21 protein-coding genes and 1 tRNA gene are annotated in these 22,877 nt (G+C 68.0%); 13 read left to right on the forward strand and 9 right to left on the reverse strand.

The window, feature by feature from the left end:
• The first annotated feature begins 12 nt into the window (after positions 1-12).
• From NTM_RS17125 to NTM_RS17140, 4 genes are all read left to right on the forward strand, one after another.
• On the forward strand, positions 13-1,527 hold the full coding sequence (locus NTM_RS17125) for a TldD/PmbA family protein (protein WP_163766944.1): 1,515 nt from the start codon (positions 13-15) through the stop codon (positions 1,525-1,527).
• A 2-nt stretch (positions 1,528-1,529) separates the two neighbouring features.
• Positions 1,530-2,903: a metallopeptidase TldD-related protein gene (locus tag NTM_RS17130; protein WP_104863289.1), complete on the forward strand. Its 1,374-nt coding sequence runs from the start codon at positions 1,530-1,532 to the stop codon at positions 2,901-2,903.
• Positions 2,904-2,910: 7 nt separating this feature from the next.
• Complete coding sequence (locus NTM_RS17135) at positions 2,911-3,750, forward strand: carboxymuconolactone decarboxylase family protein (protein ID WP_163766945.1); 840 nt, start codon at positions 2,911-2,913, stop codon at positions 3,748-3,750.
• Between the two features lie 40 nt (positions 3,751-3,790).
• Positions 3,791-3,864 (forward strand) — tRNA-Ile (locus NTM_RS17140).
• Positions 3,865-4,102: 238 nt separating this feature from the next.
• On the opposite strand, the gene NTM_RS17145 is transcribed toward NTM_RS17140, so the two are convergent.
• The 3 genes from NTM_RS17145 to NTM_RS17155 all read right to left on the reverse strand — a co-directional run bounded on the left by NTM_RS17145 (position 4,103) and on the right by NTM_RS17155 (position 7,191).
• Complete coding sequence (locus NTM_RS17145; protein ID WP_163766946.1) at positions 4,103-5,314, reverse strand: cytochrome P450; 1,212 nt, start codon at positions 5,312-5,314, stop codon at positions 4,103-4,105.
• Positions 5,311-5,949 (reverse strand): TetR/AcrR family transcriptional regulator, encoded by a 639-nt coding sequence (locus tag NTM_RS17150; RefSeq protein WP_163766947.1) that lies wholly within the window; start codon positions 5,947-5,949, stop codon positions 5,311-5,313. Before NTM_RS17150 ends, NTM_RS17145 begins: the two co-directional genes overlap by 4 nt.
• A gap of 129 nt (positions 5,950-6,078) precedes the next feature.
• Positions 6,079-7,191, reverse strand: a complete 1,113-nt coding sequence (locus NTM_RS17155; protein WP_163766948.1) for a hypothetical protein — start codon at positions 7,189-7,191, stop codon at positions 6,079-6,081.
• A 476-nt stretch (positions 7,192-7,667) separates the two neighbouring features.
• On the opposite strand from NTM_RS17155, the gene NTM_RS17160 reads away from it, so the two are divergent.
• Positions 7,668-7,979 (forward strand): hypothetical protein, encoded by a 312-nt coding sequence (locus NTM_RS17160; protein WP_337781392.1) that lies wholly within the window; start codon positions 7,668-7,670, stop codon positions 7,977-7,979.
• Positions 7,980-8,089: 110 nt separating this feature from the next.
• On the opposite strand, the gene NTM_RS17165 is transcribed toward NTM_RS17160, so the two are convergent.
• Positions 8,090-8,338, reverse strand: coding sequence for a hypothetical protein (locus NTM_RS17165; RefSeq protein ID WP_197746361.1), 249 nt, complete (start codon positions 8,336-8,338; stop codon positions 8,090-8,092).
• Between the two features lie 123 nt (positions 8,339-8,461).
• Positions 8,462-9,112, reverse strand: a complete 651-nt coding sequence (locus NTM_RS17170; protein WP_163766949.1) for a dihydrofolate reductase family protein — start codon at positions 9,110-9,112, stop codon at positions 8,462-8,464.
• A gap of 75 nt (positions 9,113-9,187) precedes the next feature.
• On the opposite strand from NTM_RS17170, the gene NTM_RS17175 reads away from it, so the two are divergent.
• Both NTM_RS17175 and NTM_RS17180 read left to right on the forward strand, forming a co-directional pair.
• The gene (locus NTM_RS17175; RefSeq protein WP_232079739.1) at positions 9,188-10,198 is read left to right on the forward strand and encodes a tripartite tricarboxylate transporter substrate binding protein; all 1,011 of its coding nucleotides are present in this window, start codon (positions 9,188-9,190) and stop codon (positions 10,196-10,198) included.
• Between the two features lie 102 nt (positions 10,199-10,300).
• The gene (locus NTM_RS17180; protein ID WP_232079740.1) at positions 10,301-11,671 is read left to right on the forward strand and encodes a PP2C family protein-serine/threonine phosphatase; all 1,371 of its coding nucleotides are present in this window, start codon (positions 10,301-10,303) and stop codon (positions 11,669-11,671) included.
• Here the strand turns inward: NTM_RS17180 and NTM_RS17185 are convergent.
• The gene (locus NTM_RS17185) at positions 11,668-12,363 is read right to left on the reverse strand and encodes an Ntn hydrolase family protein (RefSeq protein ID WP_163766950.1); all 696 of its coding nucleotides are present in this window, start codon (positions 12,361-12,363) and stop codon (positions 11,668-11,670) included. The two genes, NTM_RS17180 and NTM_RS17185, sit on opposite strands and share 4 nt — an antisense overlap.
• Positions 12,364-12,416: 53 nt before the next feature.
• Here NTM_RS17185 and NTM_RS17190 point away from each other — a divergent pair, with 53 nt between their 5' ends.
• Positions 12,417-13,328, forward strand: a complete 912-nt coding sequence (locus tag NTM_RS17190; RefSeq protein ID WP_104863279.1) for a mechanosensitive ion channel family protein — start codon at positions 12,417-12,419, stop codon at positions 13,326-13,328.
• 58 nt (positions 13,329-13,386) lie between these two features.
• Complete coding sequence (locus tag NTM_RS17195) at positions 13,387-14,835, forward strand: peptide MFS transporter (RefSeq protein WP_104863278.1); 1,449 nt, start codon at positions 13,387-13,389, stop codon at positions 14,833-14,835.
• On the opposite strand, the gene NTM_RS17200 is transcribed toward NTM_RS17195, so the two are convergent.
• On the reverse strand, positions 14,832-16,454 hold the full coding sequence (locus NTM_RS17200) for an alkaline phosphatase D family protein (protein ID WP_163766951.1): 1,623 nt from the start codon (positions 16,452-16,454) through the stop codon (positions 14,832-14,834). The two genes, NTM_RS17195 and NTM_RS17200, sit on opposite strands and share 4 nt — an antisense overlap.
• A gap of 112 nt (positions 16,455-16,566) precedes the next feature.
• Here NTM_RS17200 and NTM_RS17205 point away from each other — a divergent pair, with 112 nt between their 5' ends.
• Both NTM_RS17205 and NTM_RS17210 read left to right on the forward strand, forming a co-directional pair.
• Positions 16,567-17,451: a DUF4436 domain-containing protein gene (locus NTM_RS17205; RefSeq protein ID WP_163766952.1), complete on the forward strand. Its 885-nt coding sequence runs from the start codon at positions 16,567-16,569 to the stop codon at positions 17,449-17,451.
• 85 nt (positions 17,452-17,536) lie between these two features.
• Complete coding sequence (locus tag NTM_RS17210; protein WP_232079741.1) at positions 17,537-20,212, forward strand: M4 family metallopeptidase; 2,676 nt, start codon at positions 17,537-17,539, stop codon at positions 20,210-20,212.
• Here NTM_RS17210 and NTM_RS17215 read toward each other — a convergent pair.
• Positions 20,192-21,184, reverse strand: coding sequence for an alpha/beta fold hydrolase (locus NTM_RS17215; protein ID WP_163766953.1), 993 nt, complete (start codon positions 21,182-21,184; stop codon positions 20,192-20,194). The two genes, NTM_RS17210 and NTM_RS17215, sit on opposite strands and share 21 nt — an antisense overlap.
• A gap of 44 nt (positions 21,185-21,228) precedes the next feature.
• Between NTM_RS17215 and NTM_RS17220 the strand changes: the two genes are divergently transcribed.
• Positions 21,229-21,900, forward strand: coding sequence for an AzlC family ABC transporter permease (locus NTM_RS17220; protein WP_163766954.1), 672 nt, complete (start codon positions 21,229-21,231; stop codon positions 21,898-21,900).
• Positions 21,893-22,219 (forward strand): branched-chain amino acid transport AzlD family protein, encoded by a 327-nt coding sequence (locus tag NTM_RS17225; RefSeq protein WP_104863273.1) that lies wholly within the window; start codon positions 21,893-21,895, stop codon positions 22,217-22,219. Before NTM_RS17220 ends, NTM_RS17225 begins: the two co-directional genes overlap by 8 nt.
• Here NTM_RS17225 and NTM_RS17230 read toward each other — a convergent pair.
• On the reverse strand, positions 22,216-22,827 hold the full coding sequence (locus tag NTM_RS17230) for a TetR/AcrR family transcriptional regulator (RefSeq protein WP_163766955.1): 612 nt from the start codon (positions 22,825-22,827) through the stop codon (positions 22,216-22,218). The two genes, NTM_RS17225 and NTM_RS17230, sit on opposite strands and share 4 nt — an antisense overlap.
• Positions 22,828-22,877: the final 50 nt, after the last annotated feature.

Here is a 22,877-nt window from a genome sequence, read left to right on the forward strand (position 1 = left end):
CGGTGTGAAACCGTGACGACCCGAACCGTGGACGCGGACTTCCTCGCTCTGCCGCGTCATGCCCTGGCCGACGCGGCGTTGACCGCGGCGGCCCAGGCCGGCGCCAGCTACGCCGATCTGCGCATCCATGCCATCACCACCGAAAGCGTCCAGATGCGTGACGGCGCGCTGGAAGCGGCCGTCACCGACTACGAGATCGGGCTGGCGGTGCGGGTGATCGTCGACGGCACATGGGGGTTCGCATCGCACGCGCAACTCGACGCCGCCGCGGCCGCCGACACCGCGCGCCGGGCGGTGCGGGTCGCCACGACGCTGGCCCCGCTGAACGCCGAGCGGATCGAGCTCGCGCCCGAACCGGTGTACCGCGACGTGACCTGGGTGTCGTCCTACCGCGTCGACCCGTTCGCGGTCCCCACGCAGGACAAGATCGAGATGCTGGCCGACTACTCCGTCCGGCTGCTGCTGTCCGACGGCGTCGATCATGTGTCGGCATGGCTGAACATGGCCAAGGAGCAGACGTTCTACGCGGATACGTTCGGTTCCACGATCACCCAGCAGCGGGTCCGGGTGCTCCCGCGCCTGGACGCGGTCGCGGTCGATCCGTCGGCCGGATCGTTCGAGACGATGAGCACGCTGGCGCCGCCGATGGGCCGCGGGTGGGAGGCCGTCGCCGGGGACGACGTGTGGAACTGGTCCGGTGAACTCGCGGCGCTGCCCTCTCTGCTGGCCGAGAAGGCCAAGGCGCCCAGCGTCGTCGCGGGCCCGACCGACCTGGTGATCGATCCGACCAACCTGTGGCTGACCATCCACGAGTCCATCGGACACGCCACCGAGTACGACCGCGCCATCGGCTACGAGGCCGCCTACGCCGGAACGTCGTTCGCCACCCCGGACAAGCTGGGGCGGATGCGGTACGGCTCGCCGGTGATGAACGTGACCGCCGACCGCACCGTCGAACACGGCCTCGCCACTGTCGGTTTCGACGACGAAGGGGTGCGCGCGCAGAGCTGGGACCTGGTGCGCGACGGGGTGTTCGTCGGCTATCAGCTCGATCGGGTCTTCGCGCCTCGGCTCGGCGCGGGCCGGTCCAACGGCTGCTCGTATGCCGACTCCGCCCACCACGTGCCGATCCAGCGGATGGCGAACGTGTCGCTGCAGCCGGGACCCGAGGACCTCAGCACCGCCGACCTGATCAGCCGGGTGGACGACGGGTTGTACGTCGTCGGGGACAAGAGCTGGTCGATCGACATGCAGCGCTACAACTTCCAGTTCACCGGCCAGCGCTTCTACCGGATCAGGAACGGCCGCCTCGACGGGCAGGTCAAAGACGTGGCCTACCAGGCCACCACCACCGATTTCTGGGGTGCGATGGAAGCCGTTGGCGGGCAGTCGACATGGCGGCTGGGCGGAGCGTTCAACTGCGGGAAGGCGCAGCCCGGCCAGGTCGCGGCGGTCAGCCACGGCTGCCCGTCGGCGCTGTTCCGCGGGATCAACGTGCTCAACACTCGCGAAGAGGGCGGGCGATAGACATGATCGGTGCACAGCAGGTGATCGACGTCGCGCTGGCCGAGGCGCGCAGGCGGGGCCGCGCCGACGAGACGATCGTGGTGGTCACCGACCGGGTCGACGCGTCACTACGGTGGGCGAACAACACGATGACCACCAACGGCGAGTCGACCGGCCGCACCACGACCGTCATCTCGGTGGTGCGCGACGCCGATGAGGCCAAGGTCGGATCGGTGAGTTCCAGCGCGGTGGACCCCGCCGGGATCGGCGATCTGGTCGCGGCGTCCCAGAAGGCCGCCGCAACAGCACCTCCGGCGCGCGACAACGCCCCGGCACTGCCGGGCGGGGATGCGCCCGCGGACTGGCATGATCCGATCCCACGCACCGGCGCGGAGATCTTCGGCGGTGTCGCGGCGTCGCTGGTGCGCGGATTCCACGGCCCCGACACCCTGTTCGGGTTCGCCCGGCACGTGCTGGAGACGACGTTCGTCGCGACGTCCTCGGGGCTGCGGCGCCGGTTCACCCAGCCGACGGGCTCGGTCGAGATCAACGCCAAACGCGACGGCGCCAGCGCCTGGAGCGGGGTCAGCACAGCGGATTTCGCCGATGTGCCGACCGACGCGATGCTCGAGGATCTCGGTACCCGGCTGTCGTGGGCGCAGCGCAGGGTCGACCTGCCCGCCGGGCGGTACGAGACGATCATGCCGCCGTCGACGGTGGCGGACATGATGATCTACCTGTCCTGGACGATGGGCGGGCGCAGCGCGCAGGAGGGCCGCAGCGCGCTGTCGGCACCCGGCGGCGGTACCCGGGTGGGGGAGAAGCTGACGTCGCTGCCGTTGACGATGTACTCCGATCCGGCGGCACCCGGACTGGAGTGTTCGCCGTTCGTCGCGGCGACCCGGTCGTCGGAGCGGGCGTCGGTGTTCGACAACGGGATGGCGATCGAGCGGGTGGACTGGATCCGCGACGGGGTGATCAACGCGCTGGCCTACCCGCGGGCTGCGGCGGCGGAGTTCGGCGCACCGGTGGCCGTCGGCGCGGACAACCTGCTGATGACCGGCGGCACCGCGAGCCTGCAGGACATGATCGCCGGCACCGAGCGCGGGCTGCTGCTGTCGACGCTGTGGTACATCCGCGAGGTGGACCCGTCGGTGCTGCTGCTGACGGGGCTGACCCGCGACGGGGTGTACCTGATCGAGGACGGTCGGGTCAGCGCCGCGGTGAACAACTTCCGGTTCAATGAGAGCCCGCTGGACCTGTTGCGCAGGGCGACCGAGGCCGGGGTCAGCGAGGTCACGCTGCCACGCGAGTGGGGCGACTGGGCCACCCGCGCGAAGATGCCGTCGCTGCGGATTCCCGACTTCGCGATGTCCTCGGTCAGCCAGGCGCAATAATCGCGGCATGAGCGATGCATCGGCAGACCGGATCGCCCGGCTGGTCACGCTGTCGTCGGGCGACGATCGCGCCGACACCCTGATCCGGCTGACCTGCGGGCGGGCCCTGTCGCTGCCACCGCTGCCGTCGCCGACAGACCCGCCCGACGGGCACACCGACGCCGAACAGATCCTGATGGCGTTCGCCGAGCAGTTCAGCGTCGACGTGACCGGCATCAGCGACAACCAACGCAACCGCTTCATAGGGGCCTACGGCGACAACGCGTTTCGGGTCGTGGTCGCGATCTTCGTCGCCGATTTCCTGCCGAGGGTGTGGGCCGGGTGTGCGGCGCTGGGGCTCGGGAAGCCGGGCTGGACGGCCGAGGCGGTGATCGACCGTGACGCGGATCCGGTGGCGGTGGTGCTGGGCGGTTTCGTGCCCGCGGTCGCGCGGATGCGCGAAGTGGACGCGGTGACCACCGAGGTGGTGCGGCTGCGCGGGGCCGACGCGCACAACTGCCGGCTGTGCAAGTCGCTGCGGGAGGGGCATGCGCTGGATGCGGGCGGCTCGGAGGATCTGTACAGCCAGATCGCCGACTTCGAGCACGCCGACGGACTGACCGATGCGCACAAGGCCGCGCTGCGGTACGTCGACACGCTGGTCTGGTCGCCGTCGCGGATCGAGCCTGAGGTGGTCGACGGGATGCGAAAGCACTTCTCCGGCAAGCAGATGCTGGAGATCACGCTCGACGTGATGCGCAATGCCGCGAACAAGATCGCGGTGTCGATGGGTGCGGACGCCCCGCGGGTCGCCGAGGGCACGGAACGCTACGAGGTCGACGAGCAGGGGCAGACCATCTTCGCCTGACCGCGGGTGTGCGAACATGATGGCCGCGCAGTGCGCGCCGGGGGCGGTAGCTCAGTCGGTTAGAGCCGTGGACTCATAATCCATTGGTCGCGGGTTCGAGCCCCGCCCGCCCCACGTCAGAGTTGTATTGCGTCGGGTGATGCCTGACATTTCTGTTTCGGGTGATGCCTGACAGTGTTTCGGCTGATGCTTGACAGTTGCTTCGGCTGATCCTTGACACTCCCAGAATGAGGGAGTTGAGCGTGGCTGAGCAGCGGTATCAGGCTGTGTTGGCGGTGATCAGCGATGGGTTGTCGATCTCGCAGGTCGCCTCGAAGGTGGGTGAACAGGTCACAACAGCCCCACGTCAGAGTCAGTTGCGAACTGCTACGTGCACGGGCAGCGAGTCGATCCCGATGCCGACGTTGTGCACGGGGCCGGCGCCGGTCCACGCGGCGGGTCCGGTGAGCTTAATGTCGTAGCCCGCCGCGATGGACTCGATGACCACCCGGATCTCTTTGTGGGCGAGATTGGCGCCGAGGCAGTAGTGCACGCCGCCGCCGCCGAAGGCGATGTGCGGGTTGGGGGAGCGGTGGATGTCGAACCGGAACGGATTCTCGAAGACCGATTCGTCGCGGTTGCCGGACGGGTGCCAGAACACCACGCGGTCACCGGCTTTGATGTCCTGTCCTCCGAGGGTGACGTCGCAGGTCGCCGTCCGCCCGAAGATCAGCACCGGGCTCGACCACCGCAGGATCTCGTCGGCCGCAGTCGCGGACAGCGACGGGTCGGCGCGGAGCTCGGCAAGTTGATCCGGATGATCGAGCAGCGCGATCAGGCCCATTGTCAGGGCGTTTCGGGTGGTTTCGCTGCCGGCGATCGACAGGATGAGGAAGAACATCTCCAGCTCGAACCCGTCGAGTCGACTCGCCAGCTTGGTCCACACGTCATCGGCCGGGTTCGCCCGCTTGTCGGCGGTGATGCGTTGCGCGTACTCGAAAACCTCGGCCTGCAGCGCGAGTCGCTCGTCTTCGGAGAATTCGCCGTAGGGGTTACCGGCCCTGAGAAGGTGATCGGTGCGTTCGAAGATCCACCCTCGGTCCTCCTCGGGAATGCCGATGATGTCGGCGATCACGTGCATCGGCACCTGGTAGGCGATATCGCGGACGAAATCGCACGGACCTCGGTCAGCCGCCGCTTCCAGGATGCGGGCAGTGCGATCGGCGAGGAGTTGCTCGAGCCTGCCGACCATACGGGGAGTGAATTCCGAGGAGATGATCCGGCGCATTTCGGAATGATCGGGGGGATCCAGCGTCAACAGTGAGCGCACGGAAGTCATCAGCGGATCCGGCGCCACCATCGGGCCGTCGGAGGCGGCGAAGGTCTTCCAATCGCGGTTGGCCTGTTGAATTTCGCCATGCGCCACGAGCGACCAGAACGGTATCGGCGAAATACCCAGACGGCCCTCGACGGGGGGATGCAGATGCACCGGCCCCCGTGCGCGCAGTTCGGTGAAGACGTCGTGGGGGAAGCCTTCCGTATAGAGCCCGGGGTCGGTCAGGTCGACAGTCAGGGTTCGGGTCATGAATCCTCCTCGGTTGCTTCGTGTGTCGAGCAGCTCTGCACGGCTTGGCGAACCAACACACGCACGGCCGCCGCATTCGTCGTTTCGCCGAGCAGCAGCCGGCGGTAGACCAGCGCCCCGGCCAGCATGTCCACCAGTGCCTCGGCGTCTGTCGACTGCACGATGTCGCCGCGTCGGCGCGCGCGTTCGACCGCTTCGATGGCCTGTTGCCGTGATTGGACAGCAAAGGTGCGCAGCGTCTGTCGAATCGATGCGTCGTTGGCGGCCTCGGCGAGTAGGGAGGGCAGCAACGCGGCGAGCTCGGGTCGGGTCAACATGTCGGCGATCGGCAGGACCGCCGCGAAGAGATCCTCGACGAAGGAGCCGGTGTCCGGGGCCTCGACAGTGTGCGTGACAGCGGCCGCGGCGTACTGAAACAACTCCGTCTTGCTCGGCCACCGACGGTAGATCGTGCCGCGTCCGACGCCGGCGCGGGCGGCGATCCCCTCGATGGTGGCGCCGCCCCATCCCTTGGCGCCGACCTCGGCGATCGTCGCATCCACGATGGTGGCGTCCAGTCGGTCGTCCCGGGGCCGGCCGCGCCGCTGCGTCGTCCGGGTGGCGGCGACGGGCGCCTTGGTCACGCTGGAGGCCACCGCCTAATACTGGACGGCATAGTTCCGGAAATCAAGCGTTCCGTATCAGGTGCGCGGCTGGGGAGCAGGTGCCCGCAGCGGCGGACGGTGGTTGTCTACTTTGCGATGCGCCGCGAGGCCGGCGATGCGCTATTCGTCGCCGGCGGTCGTGCCGGTCCCGGAATCCCCGTCGGCGTCCGCGCCGGCAGTGTCACTGGCGGCGGTGTCGTCCTCGTCGGCCGCGTCATCCTGACTCTCGTCGGCGGCTTCGTCGGCCTGCTCGACCTCGTCGACGACGTCTTCCTCGGCAACGTCTTCTTCGGCGGCGTCTTCCTCGGCAACGTCGTCGGCAACGTCTTCTTCGGCGGTGCCCTCAGACACCTCTCCGGAAACCTCGTCCTCAACCTCTGTAGCAACGTCCTCGCGCACGACGGTCGGCTTCTGGGACACCGGTTCTGCGGCATCCACGTCGGCAGGTGCCGCAGCATCACCAGCGTCCTCGGCGCCGGTGTCTTCGACAGCGGCGTCCCCGCCGTCGAGTGTCGCGAGCTGCACACCGGCATCCGCCGACACCGTGGCGAGCGAGCCACCCGGAATCGGGAACGGTGGCAGCGGCGGCAACGGGAACGGCAACCAGCCGAGAGTGACGATGTACCGGATCTCCTCGGTGATTCCGTCCCGGACGCCGGTGACGGCGGTATTGATCATGTCGCCGATGCCTTGCGCCCAGACCGCGAGGTTCAGCGGGTCGTTGACCACCGGAACCAGGAAGTCGTACACGAAGCTGTCGACCACGGGCAGGACGAAGCGCGGATACCAGATCTGGATTTGATTGGAGATCAGGTAGCCGAACGGGATCCAGTTGATCAGCCACGGGCCGAGATCCAGCGAGACGTAATTGGCCCAGTACCTCGTGAACCTGTACACCGACTCGATGACGTCCGACGCCGCGTTCTGGACGGCCACCTCGTCCTCGGCGCCATCCGGAGCGGGCTCGTCGGCCAGGGCCAGATTCGGCACGAGCGCCGGGAGGAACGGGCTGGAAGCACCCTCGCCCGTCAGCAACGTCGGGTTGATGAGCGCCGCAAGCACCTCACGATCGGCGATCGGCAGGATTCGCGTGCTGCCGGCGGTATAGGTAATCGGGGCGACGACCGCCGACACCCGTTCCGAAAGCGAGTGAATCGGCGGTGAGAACGCCACCGCGCCACCCGTGACGGCGACTACTCCGGCGGCAAGTACCGCGCGTACTGAGGCGTTCATTCCGATCCCCGTCCAGCCAACGATCAGCCCCCCGGCCTGGCACACAATTTACGGGACTGTCACCCTCGGCGATGGCAATTCGGCAGTTATCGACTGGCGGCAAGGTCGTCCGCGTGAGCCGTTCGCATCGATTGCTGGGCCGTGATCGTTACACCGATCAACGGATTGCCAGCAAACTCACACCAGCGGTGAATCGACGACGTCGTTGGTGATCAGCGCAAACGAATTCTTCTGCCGGATATGGGTTTAGGCCCCAAGATCGATGGCCATAGTTCTTGCGGGACGGGGGTCCGGCCGTCGCCGGCGCATGACGCGGCAACGGCTTGAGTGCACAGAGCACGTACGAGAGCTGCATTGCCCCAACGGGCGCAGCCTCGATCTGAACACAGGAGGTCGTTATGGAAATGAAGAGGATCGCAGCTGGTGTTGTCACAGTAAGCGCGCTGGGCCTGGGTGGGCTCGGCCTCGGAGCGGGCATGGCACTGGCCGACCCGCCGGCGCCGAACCCGAATCCCGGCCCCGGCGTCAACATCGGTGGCCCGGGCAATCCGGCGCCTCCGGGGCTGGGCCACCTGCCGCCTCCCGGCCACGGTGGCCCGATGCCGCAGAACCGGATCCTGCTCCCCGCGGTCCCGGCGTGGGTCGTGACGCCGGTGGTGCCGCCGCTGGACGCACCGCCGCGGCCCGACGTGCCTGACTGGGCTGACGGACTGAGCATCGTCTGGAACCCCGACCTCAGCGCGTGGGGAGTCTGGAACGGAGATCAGGGCGTGTTCATCCGCCTTTGATGAGTGATGACGCGTGATCAGAAGGCCGCCCCGCCGTTCTGGCGGGGCGGTTCTTCGTTCTCCTCGGACCTCTGCTGCCCGGTGGGCATCAATCACTCACGCGACGAACGTCATTCGCATCCGATCCCGTTGCCGTCGTTGTCCAGCCTGTAGATGTCGGACCCGACGACGCGCACCGGACCCGCGACGTACGCCGGGCCGTTCCCGCTGCCGCCTGCGCAGTCGACGTCGCCGGCGATCGGGACGCAGGCTCCCCTGTAGTTCGGATCGCAGTCGTCGGCATGCGCAGGCGCGCACCCCAGGTACAGGCCGGCCGCCACTGCAAACCCGACCAGCGCAAACGTTAATTTATCCCCCATGGGGCGAATAATAGCTCGTGGACCGCCAAACTGCTTCTGTTGAGCCGTAATACGAAGGCAGTGGCTTTGCGTGTTTCGCTTTTGGGGCTTCGTGGCGAACCCGCGGTCCCGCGTGGGCAAAGGCTATGCGGTGACGCCCCGGCCGGCGCCGTCGTCCGGCGCACTCATATCCCCGGTCGCCGGGACGCCGTCGGCGAGTCCGTACCGCAGGTACACGGTGCCCTTCGGGCTCACCGCGGGAGGATCGAGCAGCGTCAGGTTCGTCGGGACCGCACCGCCGTCGAAGACCCTCTTCCCGACACCCAGCACGATCGGGTGCACCCACAGGTCGATCACGTCGAACAGCTTCTCCCGCAACAACGTTTGCACCATGTTCAGGCTCCCGACGACCTTGATCCGCTCGTGGCGCTCCCGGATCTCGCGCACCTCGGCGGCCAGGTCGGGACCGAGTTTCGTCGAGCCCGCCCAGGACAGGTCAGGCCTGCCGACGGAGGCGACATACTTCGGGACGCTGTTGAACAGCGTCGCGATGTCGTCGTCCGGGCCGCCCTGCTGATGTGGCCAGTACGCGGCGAAGATGTCATAGGTTCGGCGGCCGAGCAGCAGCGCATCGGTGCCCTCGTAGGCGGCGGCGATCTGTTCTCCGCAGACCTCGTCGACCAGCGGGGCCTGCCACCCGCCGAACGGGAAGCCCAGCGGATCCTCGCCGGGCCCGCCGGGTGCCTGCCCGACGAGGTCGAGGGTGGCGAACAGTTCGATGTCGATGCGGCCCATCGCGGAAACTCCTGATCGTGGTGGCTTTGGCATGCTGACCACGCGCCGGTGTGGAACTCATCGCAATCACCGAATATGGATCCACCCACCGGCGATTCCGTGTACCTGTACTTCATGCTGAAATCCGTTGTCGCGGCGGTCCTGGCCGCGTCGCTCTTGCTGGCCGGCGTGCAGAAGGCCGGGGAGGCGCAGGCCGCGCCCGGGTATCCGACCGGGCCGGTCACGATGACCGCGGGCGCCAACCCGGGCAGCGGATTCGACATCACCATCCGCGCGGTGGTCGAAGCGCTGGAGAAGGAGAACCTGGTCGATGTGCCGCTGCCGGTGGAGAACAGGCCGGGCAACATCGGCGCGGACTTCCTGGCCACCATGGTCGAGCAGTACCGCGGCCGCGACGACCAGGTGTCGGTCACCTCGCTGTCGATGATGATGAACCAGCTGCGCGGGTTGTCGCCGTACGGATTCCGCGATGTCACGATGATCGCCCGGCTGATCAGCGAGTACTACATCGTCGTGACCGATGCGCAGTCGCCGTACCGCACGCTGGCCGACGTGCTGGCCGCCGTCAGAGCCGATCCCACGAAGGTCCGGGTCGCCGCCGCGACCGACGACCAGGCGCCGTTCGACCTGCTGGTGGCCGCCTCCGGTGGCGACCCGGCCACCGTCGCCTACGTTCCGTTCGAGGGCGGCGGGGACCAGACGAACGCACTGCTCGACGGGCAGATCGGCGTCGCGATCGGCGGCGTCAGCGAGTTCGTCGACCTGGTACGTGCCGGCGAGTTGCGGGCCCTGGGGGTGTTGTCCGAGGAACGGCTGCCCGGCCTGGACGTCCCGACCGCCCGGGAGCAGAACCTCGACGTGACCCTGTCCAACTGGCGCGGCCTCTACGGTCCGCCCGGAATGCCGGAGTACGCGCTCGCATACTGGCGCGACGTGCTGGCGCGGATGGTGCAGACCCCGGCATGGCAGCAGATCGCCGCACAGCATCAGTTCACGACGACCTTCATGGTCGGGGCTGATCTGCAGACATTCCTGGCCGACACCGAAGCCGACCTGCACACGGCGCTCGCAGTCGCCGGCACCTGAGACCCGCGGGACTGGACCGGCAAAATAACGTTCTCGACATACTTCGCTCACGGCGTTGCTGGCGTGGGCGGCGCCTGAAAAAATTCCGGCCAAACCGCTCCTGTGGTAGAGCGGTCGGAGCAAGGGCTTGATGCCATTTCCACCAGCGGCAGACACGTCGACACCGACGAACAGACGCGGCTTCGCGCGCTTCAGCGGTACCGCGTCGTCGACGCCGCACCGGGCTCGGTGCTCGGCCGGATCGCCGGACTCGCAGCCCGGGCGACGGGCGCACCGATGGCCGTGGTGTCCATCGTCGACGACGACCACGTGCGCCTGATCTCGACGCACGGTATGCAGGTCACGAGCGACCGGTCGGCGCGCGCCGACCCGGTGCTCGGCGATGTCGCGACGGCCGACCACGTCGAGGTCCTCGACGCTGATCCCCGGCTGAGCCAGGGAGGTTTCCTCACCGACCACCGGGTCCGGTTCTACGCCGCGGCGCCGATCGTGACGTTCGACGGGCACCGGCTCGGCGCCGTCGCGGTCATGGACACCGAATCGCGCGGGCTCTCGGCTGAGCACGCGGCCGTGCTGACCGACCTCGCCGCGGTCGTGATGGATCAACTTGAGCTGCGCCAGACTTCGCTCGACGCCCTCGACCTCGAGCGCAGGCTGCGCGACACCGCGGACGAGGCGCGACGTGAACGCGATCAGGCGCAGGCCGATCGCGGCATCGCCGAACGCGACCGCGACGCGATCGAGGAGTTCGCGACCGCACTGCAGCGCACGCTGCTGCCGCCGTCGCTGCCGCGTATCGGCGGCCTGGCCTCCGCGTCCTATTTCCGGCCGATCTCGGCCCGCCAGATCGGCGGCGACTTCTACGACCTGTTCAGCCTCGGCGGTGACCGGTGGGCGTTCTTCATCGGCGACGTTCTCGGGCACGGGGTGGACGCCGCGGTGGTGACGTCGCTGATCCGCTACACGTTGCGCGCCGCGGCGTTGCACTACGCCGACCCGATCGACGTTCTGACGGAACTGAATTCGGTGCTACTGCGCGAGGTCGCGCCGCGGCGCTTCTGCACCGTGGTGTTCGGGACTCTCGAACCCGCGGCCGACGGCGCGGGGTTCTCGGCGGCGCTCGCCACCGGTGGGCATCCGCCCGCCCTTCTCGTGTCACCCGACGGCGGCGCACCCGAGGCCGTCCGGCCCCAGGAGGGGATGCTCGTCGGCGCGCTGACCGACGCGGTCTTCGGCGTGTTGTCGCTGACGCTGCGGCCCGGTCAGATCCTGATGTTCTACACCGATGGGCTGATCGAGGCCCGGATGGACGAGATGCGCTTCGACGAAGAGGCGCTGGCGGCGTTCGTCGGGCAGCGAGCCGGCCGCGGCTTGACCGCCCTGATGGACGACATCTCCACGCTGGCAACGAAACTCGACCAGCGCGACGACATCGCGGTGCTGGCGCTGGAAGTCGCCGATCCCGCCCGCTAGTCGAAAAGCCCGTCGAGCGCGCGGTGCTCGAGTTCCACCCAGCGACCCACCCGGCGCCGAACCTCGTCCACCTCATCGGGTTCGAGGTGTGTCGCGCCGTCGGGGGTGATGCGGCAGATGTCCATCGGCCCTCCGACGCTCGGCGAGGAGGCGTCCAACGCGTCGAGCACGCGCAGGGCGGCCACCACCCCGTAGTCCACGTCGCGCTTCGACATCCCGAAATGGGCCAGCAGCGCGTGTGCCTGCTGCGCCATCGCCGCACCACTGCCGATCGCCTGGAAGCCGGTCTCCACGTGATGCCCGATCAGGCCGTTGGGGTCGACGTCGACGATGAACGGCTCGTCACCGACATAGCCCGCGGCGAGCACATACGTCGCCGGGGTGCCGCCGGTCTCCTGTCCCGGCACCTCGGCGATGAAATTCTCGTAGTGGTGCTTCAAGATCGGCACCACCCGGGCCTGCAGCGCGTGCCCGATGTTCTCGGACTGCAGGATCGCCTCGGGTTCGGCGCTGAACACCTGTTCCACATCGTGCAACACCGACCGGGAGCCGCTGCCGCCCCACGCCCCGTGGGTGCCGAGCGGATGCAGCTTCTGTGCCGGATAGGTCAGCCCCCGGCCGGGGTCGGTGATCTGTGAATCAGACGCCAGCACAACCCCGTTTGCGCACCGTAGCGCCAGGACAACAGTCACGGCGCCATCCTCCCACCCGGTCGAGTACTGCTGAAACCGTATGGTGGGAACACATGGATGTCTCCTTGTTGGCTTTCGAATGGACAGACACCAGCCGCCACTGGCTCATCGAGGTCCCGATCCGGATCGCCGTCTACGTCGCGGTAGCCCTGGTCGTCCGCTACGTCGTGCACCGCATGATCGACCGCGCCACCACCACCCGGGAACGCCGGACTCCGCCGCTGGTGCGCAGGCTGCGCGACCGGGTGCCGTCGTCGGCGACCAGCGATCAGGTGATCGCCCGCAGGCAGCAGCGCGCCCAGACGATCGGCTCGGTGCTGAAGTCGACGGTGTCGATCGTGCTGCTGGTATGGGTGGTGCTCGCCGTGCTCAACGTGGTGGGGGTCAACATCGCCCCGTTCATCGCGTCGGCAGGCGTGGTCGGCCTCGCCATCGGCTTCGGTGCGCAGAACCTGGTACGCGATTTCGTCACCGGGGTGTTCATGCTGCTGGAGGACCAGTACGGGGTCGGTGACACCGTCGACCTCGGCGAGGCGGTGGGGGAGGTCGAGAGCGTCGGCCTGCGGATCACCACCGTCCGCGACATCGACGGCACTCTCTGGTACGTCCGCAACGGCGAGATCGCGCGCGTCGGCAACATGAGCCAGGAATACGCGGTCGCGCGCATCGAGGTGCCGGTCGCGCTGACCGCCGACGTCGACCGTGCCGAACAGGTCGCGGTGCAGGCCGCCGAAGAGGCCGTCGCGGACCCCGCCCTGGCGGCCAAGGTGCTCGGCGAACCGCAGATGCTGGGCGTGCAGGAATTCTCTCCGGACCTGATCAAGCTGCGCATGACGGTGAAGGTCCGCCCCAATGCCCAGTGGGCGGTGCAGCGCAAGCTGCGTCGCGCCATCCTGCGGGCCTACGACACCCACGGCATCGACCTGCCCTACCCGGGCGGGCGGATCCAGGCGGTCGGGGAGTAGCCCCGGCGGGGAACCTTGGGACTCGCTGAGAGGGCGGTCGGAGGGGCAGGGTGACCCCATGGCCATATCTGAGCGGGACACCACCCGGACGCTGTTCGGTCACCCGATCGGGCTGACGAACCTGTTCGGAGTCGAGCTGTGGGAGCGGTTCTCCTTCTACGGGATGCTCACCATCCTCGGCTACTACCTCTACTACTCGGTGACCGACGGGGGCCTGGCGCTGCCGCAGAGCACCGCGACGGGCATCGTCGGCGCCTACGGCGGCCTGGTGTACCTGTCGACGGTCCTGGGCGGGTGGATCGCCGACCGTGTCCTCGGTATGGAACGCACCGTGTTCTACGGCGGGGCGATCGTGATGCTCGGTCACATCGCGCTGGCCGTACTGCCCGGCCTGGCCGGCGTCGGGATCGGTCTGGTTTTCGTCGCGCTGGGTTCGGGCGCGCTGAAGGCCAACGCGTCCTCGCTGCTGGGCACGTTGTACGCGAAGGGTGACCCGCGCTGCGACGGCGGCTTCACGCTGTTCTACCTCGGCATCAACCTCGGGGCGTTCATCGGGCCGTTGATCACCGGGGTGCTTCAGACCCGGATCGGGTTCCACGTCGGCTTCGGTGCCGCCGCGATCGGTATGGCGCTCGGCCTGATCCAGTACGTGGCGTTCCGGCGCAACCTGGGGGAGCACGGCCGCGACGTGCCGAATCCGTTGCCGCGCAGCGCTGTCGGCAAGACAGTCGGCGTGCTGGTGCTCGTTGCCGTGGTGATCGGGGCGGCCGTCGCGGTGAAGGCGGTGACGCTGGCGAACCTGTCGCAGGTCACCACGGGGGTGATCGTCGTCGCGTCGGTCGCGTACTTCGCGGTGATGCTGCGTAGCCCGAAGGTCACCGGCGCCGAGCGGGTCCGGTTGCGCGCGTTCGTCCCGCTGTTCGTGGCCAACGCGGTGTTCTGGTCGTTGTTCCAGCAGATCTTCACCGTGCTCGCGGTGTACTCCGACGAGCGGATGAACTGGTCGATCTTCGGCTGGACGGCGCCGTCGAACTGGATCGGCTCGATCGAGCCGATCTGGATCATCGCGCTCTCACCGGTTTTCGCCCTGGTGTGGACCCGGCTGGGAAACCGCGCTCCCACCACACCCCGCAAGTTCGCCTACGGCGTGATCGGCATGGGCCTGGCGTTCCTGTGTTTCGTCCCGCTCGCCGGGGTCGACGCGGTGCCGGCGCTGGCGGTGCTGGTGATCCTCGGGGTGTTCGCGGTCTCCGAACTACTGCTGTCCCCGATCGGGTTGTCGGTCACCACGAAGCTGGCCCCCGACGCGTTCCGCGCGCAGATGATGGCGCTGTACTTCTTCTCCGTCGGCCTGGGCACGTCGATGTCCGGTGTGCTCGCCGGCTACTACGACACCGACAGTGAGGCACTGTATTTCGGTGTCCTCGGCGGTGTCGCGGTGGCCGCGGGTGTCGTGGTGTTCGCGATCGCGCCGTGGATCAGCAGGCAGATGGAGGGCGTGCACTAATCGGTCAGCGACACCGTGGAGACCGGATGCAGGGTGCCGTCGTCTGCGGGCTGTTCGAAGGCGACCTCCGCGATCCGGTTGTGGGCGTTGAAGCTGGCGATGGTGTTACCGAACACCGGACCGCTGAGGTTGCGCCACGACATCGGCAGCGCCGGGGAACCGCAGCGGCGCGCCCAGCGGCGCGTGATACGGCCCAGCCGGGGTGACCAGACGAGCTTGAACACCGGCTTCAGCGGTGCCGGGACGTAGTTGTGCACCGGGGAGCACACCAACTGGTGCACCCGGGTGGACGGGCTGGTGGCGAAGTCGGCGCGGGCCGCGTAGCTGTGGTGGACGTCGCCGGAGAGCACCGACACGGTGGCCGGGCCGTCCGAGGAGCGGTTGGCCGCCGACTCGATCAGTTCCGACAGCCGCAGGAACGATTTCAGGAACGCCGGCCAGTGCTCCAGATCGGCGGTCTGGCGCACCTTCTCGGCCACCGCGCCGCGCAGCCCGGGGTGGTCGGCGCCGAACTCGTTGATGGTCTGCAGGTCGCCGAGGGCCGGGGGCAGCAGCCACGGCAGCGAGGAGCCGATCAGCAGGTGGTCGACCGTGTCGAGGCTGTCGTCGACCTGTTCCTCCAGCCAGCGGAACTCTCTGTCGCCCAGCATCTTCCGGTCGCCGTTGTCGAGGATGCGGGCGTTGCGGGAGTCCACCATGATCAGTCGGCTGCAGCCGAGGTCCCAGCGGAAGCTGAACCGCAGGCCCTTGTCGCCGTCGACCTCGTAGTCGGCGCGGTCGGCCAGCTCGACCAGGTGGGGCCAGCAGTCCCCGTCGGTGGCGAGCACCCGCTGGTAGTCCTCGTCGGCGGCGAGCTGTTGCGGGCTCAGGTTCCCGATGTGCTGATAGACCCAGTAGGAGCCGAGGCCGGCGTGGATCCGGTCCCGCCACCACGACTTCTTGTTCACCTCGGCCCGCCACGCGGCGGAGGTGTTCCAGTCGTCGCGGATGTCGTGGTCGTCGAAGATCATCGCGGTGGGCAGTGTCGAGAGGATCCAGCGGATCTCGGGATCGCCCCAGGTGTGCCGGTACAGGGACTCGTATTCGCCGAACGAGACGACCTCGTCGGGTGGGCGGCGCTTGGTCGCGCGGCGCCCGGCCAGGTTGCGGCGCGCTTCGGGAGTCAGTTCGTCGGCGTACACCTGGTCACCGAGCAGCAGCAGCGCATCCGGCCACTCCTCGACCGGCAGTTTCGTCAAGCGGGCCGCGTAACAGTCCAGGGCGTCCAGGCCGAGCTTCTTGTCGAGCTTCGGGACGTCGGTTCTCGGGTAGCGGCAGGAGCCGAACACCACCTTGAGCCGGTCGGCCGTCCTGGGTCCACGGGTGCGGATCACACTCGGCGGGAATTCCGAGTCGGGTTCCGGCCATACCTTCGCGCCGTCGATGTGCACCTGATACTCGACGATCGAGTCCGGCGTCAGGCCTTCGACATGGACCAGCGCGTAGTGGCATCCCTGCACCTCGAACGTGCGCGCCGAACTGCCCAGGACTTCGACGAGTACCGGCGCGTCCGTCTGTACCCACACGTTGGCTGTCGTCTCGCCGACGTGGCGCAGAACAGGGCCGAGAACAAGAGTCACCGACCCAGCCTAGAGTCTGCGGAGCCGACGGTTTTCGCGGTTCTCCGGCACCGCCTGCCACATATTTGCTGAAACTGCTCTCTAAAACTGACGCGTTCGTAATACTGCGCAAATGTCACAGCTTGCAACGGGTCCGGTCAAGCGCGGCGCCGGCAAGATCGTCGTTTTCGTGCTCGTGGTCGTGCTCCTCTACGCGGGAGCCGTTTTCGCCTACTGGTCGCTGTCGGGTTCCGCGCGTGAGCTGGACAGTCCGGACTTCGGCGACGGTTCCGAAACGGTCGTGCTGGTCACGATCACCGGGATCAAGACGCTGGACAACAAGGTCGACGCGAAGGTCCTCGTCATCCCCGAGGACGGGCTGACCGACCAACGCCTCGACGTCCTCAACACCGACCTGTCGGTGCGGCTCTACCCGTGGAACACCCTGGGAGACTTGAAGTTTCCCGCCGGAGCATCGCCGGCGGAGGTGTCGACGACCATCGACGTCGGCGGAGATCCGACCACCTGGCCGCTGGACTCCTACACCACCGATCCGATCAGCGCCGACGTGCTGGTGGGAGAGGGGGACGAGCGGGAGTTCGAGCCGGCGCGCGTCGAGATCGAGGCGGCGATCCAAGGTTGGGACATCTCCAGCCAGAGCGTCCCGCCGTCACCGCAGTCCTATTCGCACGAAGGGGACGAAGCCGTCCAGCTCACGTTCCGGCGAGCCCTGGGGCCACTCGCATTCGACATCGGCATCTGCCTGGTGCTCATCCTGCTGCCGACGCTGGCGCTGTACACGTCGCTGAAGGTGTACCGCGGTAAGAAGGAGTTCCAGATGCCGTTCCTGACCTGGTACGCGGCGATGCTCTTCGCGATCGTCCCGTTGCGCAACATCCTGCCCGGGGCCCCGCCACCGGGTGCCTGGATCGACATCCTGCTGGTCATGTGGGTCATCCTCGGCCTCGTGGCGGCGATGGTGGTGTACGTCGGCGTCTGGAACAAGCGGATCGACTAGCGCCCGTTTTCCGGTGTCGGCGAATCGGCAGAAAGTTTGCTGAGAGGTGGTAGGTTCTCCCCAGTATCCGACGTTGGGGGTCATTGTGAGCTCGTGTTCCGATTCGCGCACACCGGACGGTCCGCGGCTCGGCCTGTACTCCGGCCTGGTACTGGCCGGGATCGGCATGGGCATGGTGGTCGGCCAGGGCGTCGCCGTCGCGAGCCCGAACGACAGCACCAGCGCCAGCACCAGTGCAAACGCCGATTCGTCGGCATCGGCGGACACCTCTGACACCGCATCGTCGACGACGGAGCGGTCGTCGGCCAAACCGGCCGACAAAGACGACGCCGAAGACGACGACCAGGACGCCGTCGACGAGGCGGTTGAGGCAGACGCGGTTGAGACAGATGAGGCAACCGAGGTTGCCGAGGCCGAATTGGCCGAGGTCGAGTCGGACGGCGACGAGGCGCGGCAGTCCAGGAAGCCGCGGTCGAAGGCGGACGACGACGAGGCGACGGCACGTACCGACAGCGCCGATACCGGCGCCGACACGAGTTCGCCGGCCGTCGATGTCGACACCGAGAAGGTGTCCTTCGCCGCGGCGGTGTCAGCCCCGGCGACGTCAACTCCAGCTGCGGCGACGCCCGATCCGCAGCCCACGGTGCGCGACCTGGTCAGCGCCCGTCCGGTGACCGCCGAGGCGATCGTCACCGACATCCTGACCTGGGCCGGTGTGCGTCCCCTCAGCGGAGATGCGCCGACACCCGCGACGCCGGTCTCCACCCTGCTCCAGGGTCTCTGGCTCGCCGTGCGCCAGCACCAGTACACCTGGAACAACCAGAGGCCGGTCGCCAGCGTCGAGATCGCCGGGGCCGATCCGAACGGTGTGATCACCGGCAACCTCAACGCGGTGGATTACGACGACACCACACTGACCTACGTCGTCAGCAGCGCACCGGCGTACGGCCGGGTGCGCGTCGATGCCGAAGGCCGGTTCACCTACACCCCGGGCGCGGCGGCGGCCGGTCGCGCCGACACGTTCACGATCCGCATCGACGACACCGTCGGCAACCCGTTCCACGTCCACGGCCTGGCCGGCCTGCTCGGCATCACCGGCCCCACCGAGGTGACCATCACCATCCCGGCGGCATCCGACGGCGCGCACGCCGCCCCGACCGTGGTGGTCAGCACAGGTAGCGGCAGCAGCGGCGGCAAGGTCATCGACGGCCACATCACCGACGAGATCGTCGTCAACGCCGAAGACGCCGCCGCGGTGCTCAACGCGCTGGCATCGGCGCTCGGGGCCTCGGAGGGTTTCGCCGACCGCGCGGTCGTCACCACGACCACCGCGGGCTCCGGCGCCACCGCCGAGCACTTCTACCGGTTCTCCGAAACCGTCGGCGGCATACCGGTTCTCGGCAGCGAAGTGATCCTGGTGACCAACGCCGACGGCGAGGTGACCAGCGTGTTCAACTACCACCGCGGCCTCGGCCAGGATTTCGACATCACCCCCGACGCGTCGATCGACGAGGACACCGAGATCCGTCTGGTGGCCGGCCAGGCCTATCTCGGTTCGGCCGACCAGCAGGCCATCGAAAACTTCATCGCCGCAAGCACATTCACCAATTCCCTGGTGATCTACACCGTCGCCGAGGACGACGCGCCCGCGCTCGCGTGGCGGGTGGTGGTCCATGTTCCCGACACCGGCGAACTGGCACCGTCGGGCAAGACGTTCCTGATCTACGCCGACGGCGAGCGGGCCGGCGAGGTCATCATCGCGGTGTCGAACGCGCAGGCCGCCGCCGTGACCGCCACCGCCCGGGACTGGCTGGGTAACAACCGGAGCATCACCGTCGAGACGCGGCGCGTCTGGTTCTTCACCACCACCGAGATGGCCGACTCCAACCGCATGATCGCCACGTACAAGACGAAGTACGGCTTCTTCGGGATCGGCGCGCCCACGCTGCCCGGCACCATCGTCAAGCGGAGCCTCTTCGGCTGGGACAAAGCCGCGGTGTCCGCGCACGCCAACACCGCGCTGGCCTACGACTACTTCCTCAACGTGCTCGGCAGGCAGTCCTACGACAACGCGGGTGCGCCGATCATCATCAGCATCAAGTACCGGCCGGACACCTCACCGCTGGGCTACGCCAACGCGTTCTGGGATCCGACCATCAACCAGATGGCGTTCGGCGACAAGGGTTATTTCCAGGCGGCACTCGACATCGTCGCTCACGAATACGCGCATGCGGTGATCAACTACATCGTCGGCAAGGGCGAGGTCGCGCTCGACTCCGGCGAACCGGGCGCGCTCAACGAGGCCTACGCCGACATCTTCGGACTGCTCATCGAGAACAAGACCGGACATGAGCGGTGGCTGATCGCCGAAGACTCCGACAACGGGGTCATCCGCGACCTGTCGAACCCGAAATCGATCATGACGCCCTACGGTCCGCACCGGGACCGGTACTCGGAGCGGTACATGGGCCAGGCTGACGACGGCGGCGAACACGTCAACAGCACCATCTTCGGCCATGCGGCGTATCTGATGATGACCGATCCGGCCACGGCGGACGTCTCCGACGACACCTGGGCCAGGGTGTTCTACCACTCGCTGGAGCGGCTGACGTCCACCTCGATGTTCGTCGACGGGCGGGCCGCCGTGCTCGACGCGGCGCTGGCCCAGGGACTCACCTTCGCCCAGCGGCAGGCGATCGCGAACGCGTTCGACACGGTCGAGATCAAAGGCACCGCACCGTCACAGGTCATCGCCGTCTGAGCGGTCCACCAGCACGGCACCGTCGGGCCGGTTGCCGAGGGTCTGCAGCGCCAGCTCGCCACCGGCCACGGTTCGCCGGATGATCTCGGCGATCTCACCCGGGGTGTCGCACTGCACGTAGTGATCGGCCCCGGGCACCACCCAGTACCGGTTGCGGCCGGGTTTGGGTTTGACGTAGGTCTGCCACACATGGTTGGCGACCCGTAGCGGCGCGACACCGTCGTGCAGCCCCCAGATCATCGTGGTGTCCACCGCGATCGTGGAAAGCCGCTGCAGCCAACCGGTTTCGTCGGCAGCACGTTCATGCAGGTACTTCACCGTGTCGGGTAGCACCTGAATGCCGTCGGCGTGCGCGAAACACTGTGCGAGCGCAGCGATCTCGGGATCCTGCGGCGTCCGGCGGGGCATGAACGTCGTCGCGCCGAGTCCCGCGGCCAGCATCTGCGGAGTGGTGGCCGCCGCGGTGGCGCGTCCGGTGTTCTCGTCGAGCAGCGCGACCTGGAACGCTGTCAGATTGGCCAGCGGCAGAAAGATGTTCGCGTTGGTGAGGAACACATCCAGCGGCGTCACGCCGATGTCATCGAGCAGGCCGAGCGCGATCATGCCGACGCTGCTGCCGCGGTCGTGGGTGATCATCCGGAAGTCGCGCAGCTGCCAGACTTCGGTGATCGCATGGACGAGCAGCCGGGCGTCGTCGTAGAGCGAGTAGACGTACGGGTGCGGTGGTTTGCCCGACAGCCCGTATCCGGGGAAGTCCAGCACGTAGATGTCGAACTCGGAGCCCAGCTCACGCGCCAGGCCGTGGTAGTCGACGCTTGACGTCGGGAAACCGTGCACGCAGACCAGCGGTGGGGCGCCCGGGGTGCCGGTGCGGCGGGTGAACACCTCCACCTCGGCTCCGGCGTTGGCCGGTGTGGTGGAGGCCCATCGCAGGATGGTGCTGTCACGGTGCCAGTCGGTGAAGATGTCCACCCGTGGAAAGCTAGCGGCCGGAGCGGCGGACAGGAGGTATTTCGATGCGCCAGGTGTTCGCGCTGTCGGCGCCGATCGGGCTGGCGTTCATCCCGCTCGGGATGGCGCTGGGCTTCCTGGTCGTGCACGCGGGACTGGCGTGGTGGTGGGCGCCGGTGTTCGCCGCGGTCATCTACGCGGGCTCGCTGGAGTTCCTGATGGTGCACCTGGCGGCGACCGCCGCGCCGATCGCGACGGTCGCGCTGACGTCGTTCGTGGTGAACTCGCGCCATGTGTTCTACGCGCTGTCGTTCCCGCTGCACCGGGTCCGCGGTCTGCTCGGGAAGGCCTACAGCACCTACACGCTGTCGGACGAGGCGTACGCCGTCGGGGTGAGCCCCGAGGCGCAGACGTGGACCACGCGTCCGATCCTGTTGATGCAGTTGCTGTTTCATCTGCTCTGGGTCACGGGTGCGGCGTTGGGCGGCCTGGTCGGTGAGGCGTTGCCGATCGAGCGGCTGGTCGGGCTCGACTTCGCGCTGACCGCGCTGTTCGTGGTGCTGGGCATCGACGCGTTCCGGCAGCGGCCGGACTGGGTGACAGCGGGCAGCGCGATCGCGTGCGCGGTCCTCGCATGGCTGGTGGCTCCAGGCCAGATGCTGGTCTGCGCGTTCGCGGCGTTCACCGCGGTGCTGATGGTGCGGATGCTGTTGCAGCGCAGGATCGATCGTGCCTGACAACGGATACATCGCGGTCCTGGTGTTGGTCAGCGCCGCGGTGACGTGGGCGCTGCGGGCGCTGCCGTTCGCCGTGCTGGCGCCGCTGCGGCACAGCCGGGTCGTCCGGTATCTGAGTGTGCACATGCCCGTCGGTGTGATGGCGATGCTGGCGGTCTACACCGTGCGGACCGTGGCCGGGGACACCGCGACGCAGCTGCTGTGGCTGGTGCTCGCCCTCGCGGTGACGGCGGGTCTGCATCTGTGGCGCGGCAGCGCGCTGCTGAGCATCCTGGCCGGCACCACCTGTTACGTGACGCTGATGTCGGTGTGGGGTTAGGTCTGCAGATACGCGACGAGGGCGTTGGTCAGCCCGCGGCGGGCGACGTCGAGGTCGGCGAAGGAGCCGAGTTGGCGTTCCGAGACCAGCCCGCGCATCGCGCCCGGGATCAATGTCGCGACCTCGCGCACCCGCTCGGGGTCGACGCCGAGATCGGCGAAGGCGTTGTGGCAGATCTGCAACCACGACTGGCCCCACGAGTACAACTCGGCCGCGGCCTGCGGGTAGAGCCGCTCCAGTTCGGCGGGGTCGCGGGGCAGTGCGGCCCGCAGGTTCTCGATGGCGCGCGAATCAGGGGCCGCCAGGCCTTCGTACAGCGTGTCGATGATGGCGGCGACACGGTCGCGCAGCGGTGCGTCGCGGTCGACCGAGGCGAATACGTCGGCCCGGCGTTCGGCGGTGCGGTGCAGCACCGCGGCCCAGAAGCCGTCCGCGTCGCCGAACTGGTACTGGACCGCGCCCCATGTCGCGCCGATGTCCTTGGCGATGCGATTGGCCGACACCGACCCGGGTTCACCGGAGGCCAGCGATCTCAGCGCCGCCTCCAGCATGTTCTCGCGCGTGGCCTGCCCGCGCCGGTTGGTGCGTCGCGCGGCGGTTTCGGCCATGACGACGACGATACCGAAATTTTCGTAGAACCCACTATGTTTCTTTGGGC

The sequence above is a fragment of the Mycolicibacterium parafortuitum genome (assembly GCF_010725485.1).
In the GTDB taxonomy this organism is placed as follows: Bacteria; Actinomycetota; Actinomycetes; order Mycobacteriales; family Mycobacteriaceae; genus Mycobacterium.